Annotated in this window: 2 protein-coding genes; both read left to right on the forward strand. The window is 38.8% G+C overall.

Translation table 11 applies throughout. The features are described from left to right. The first annotated feature begins 299 nt into the window (after positions 1–299). Positions 300–1106 (forward strand): PEP-CTERM/exosortase system-associated acyltransferase, encoded by an 807-nt coding sequence (locus F607_RS32115; RefSeq protein WP_051311868.1) that lies wholly within the window; start codon positions 300–302, stop codon positions 1104–1106. After that, positions 1093–1965 (forward strand): ThiF family adenylyltransferase, encoded by an 873-nt coding sequence (locus F607_RS0126445; protein WP_038292490.1) that lies wholly within the window; start codon positions 1093–1095, stop codon positions 1963–1965. Before F607_RS32115 ends, F607_RS0126445 begins: the two co-directional genes overlap by 14 nt. The last annotated feature ends 229 nt before the right edge of the window (positions 1966–2194 follow it).

Genomic DNA, 2194 nt, shown 5'->3' on the forward strand with positions numbered 1-2194 from the left:
ACAGTTTGTGTGTATTATTTAATAGGAACCAAGGCAATGCTCCTCTTCAGTTAGCTAAATTAATAGGCTAAAAAGTCGAGCATCGCGTAAATATACAGCTTATACATTATTCCAAGTCACTTAACTTTAAATAAAAAAGACTTGCAAATAACCCTCACTCAAAAACTGAAAAGATTTTTCAAATAAACAGATTTTTTTTATTTCAAAATAATTCAAAGAAATTACTTCAATAGTTTGCTGAAACATAAACTTTTAATAAACCTTATTAATAAGCCAATGTAGTTTCAGGTTAGCTGTTTATGATGTCAGCAGATGAGTTAGGCAACCATTTCCGGCAGTACTTTCGTCCTGTACTAGCAGCAACTCACAGCCTAGTTGTTGAAGCCCACAGAGTACGTTACGACGTATACTGTAAAGAAATGAAGTTTGAGGACGACCCGGGTAACTTCATGGAAATTGATGAGTTTGATTATTATGCACAGCATGGCCTGATCTCCCACAAAGGGTCTCAGAGCTTTTGTGGTTGTGTTCGCTTGGTTGTCCCTCCCCTCTCTAATCGGTTTGCCAAACTGCCTATAGAAAAACACTGTAGCAACGCAATTGACAAGAATGTTATTGATATCAGTAAGATGGAACGAGGCACTTTTGGTGAAATTTCTCGTTTAGCTGTACGTTCTCAGTTCAGACGACGTAACACTGATGCTAAAACACCTTCTGGTGCTCCCCCAACAAAAAGTAGCTTTCAAGAAAACGAACGACGTCACTTTCCACAGCTGGCTGTCGCTTTGTATCTGACTGGAGCCGCCATTGCGATGCTCAATAACATCCGCCATGTCTTTGCAATGATGGAGCCTCGTTTAGCAAAACACATGAACTATCAAGGTATTATGTTTCAACAGATAGGACCTGCCGTTGACTATCATGGTATACGCGCACCTTATTATATTAACGATAAAGCATTATTTGAGGGGCTTCCTCCCGTTTTACATACGTTATATACCATAATCTACGAAGAGCTTCGAGAACAGTTCAGTCCAGAACTTTCCGTACACAACTTATCTCACCAAGAAGAAATTACTCATAACCATTTATATGGATCAAAATAATTCCTTTGATTATCACACGGCTTTTTCCCGTAACATTGGTTGGGTCACCCTTACAGAGCAATCACAGCTCCAACAAACCAAAGTTGCCATTGCAGGGATGGGAGGTGTGGGCGGCTCCCATTTACTCACCTTAACACGATTAGGTATTGGAAACTTTAACATTGCCGATTTTGATTCATTTGGTCTAGAAAACTTTAATCGCCAGGCCGGAGCTCGTATGGAAACTATAGGTAAGGCTAAAGCAGAAACCCTAGCAGGCATGGCATTAGGCATAAATCCGGAACTTAATATTCAGGTTTTCAACCAAGGAATCAACGAAAATAATTTAATCAATTTCTTAGCGGATGTTGATCTATATGTTGATGCCCTTGACTATTTTGCATTTGATATACGTCAACATGTATTTGCTTATTGCTATCAACATAATATTCCAGCCATCACAGCTGCACCTCTTGGTATAGGCACAGCGTTACTTATTTTTTTACCTGGGAAAATGTCATTTGCTGATTATTTTGGGTTACATGAATGTCCAGAGAATGAACAAGCACTACGCTTTCTAATTGGATTATCTCCCGCCATGTTACAACGCCATTATTTAGCGGATCCCTCTCGAGTTGACTTACAAGGGCAAAAAGGTCCTTCAACTGTAATGGCCTGTGAACTTTGTGCTGGTTTTGCAGCATCACAAGCATTAAAGGTGTTACTAAAACGTGGACCACTACTCTGTGCACCTTGGGGCCTACACTTTGATGCCTATTTAAATAAATTATGTAAAACTTGGCGTCCTGGAGGTTATAAAAACCCTTTGCAAAAATTTATGTTTTCACTGGCTAAACGACTGCTTGCTAAAAATAATTGATCCGAGCACTAGATCAGTCGCATATAGCTCTATCCCTAATCGCACTTAAATACACCATAATGATACTTCAGGGTACCTCTAAAAATGTTACCAAAATTTCAATATTTTTAAGCAAGATCTTAAATTATCGAAGGTAAAGGCTCTATATGGATTCCTAGGGGGTTATATCAATAGCTCTATTAGATCATTAAGTAAGCTTTTTCCTCGGCACTTTATATTGTACACAAAC

Source organism: Zooshikella ganghwensis DSM 15267 (assembly GCF_000428585.1).
Lineage (GTDB): Bacteria > Pseudomonadota > Gammaproteobacteria > Pseudomonadales > Zooshikellaceae > Zooshikella > Zooshikella ganghwensis.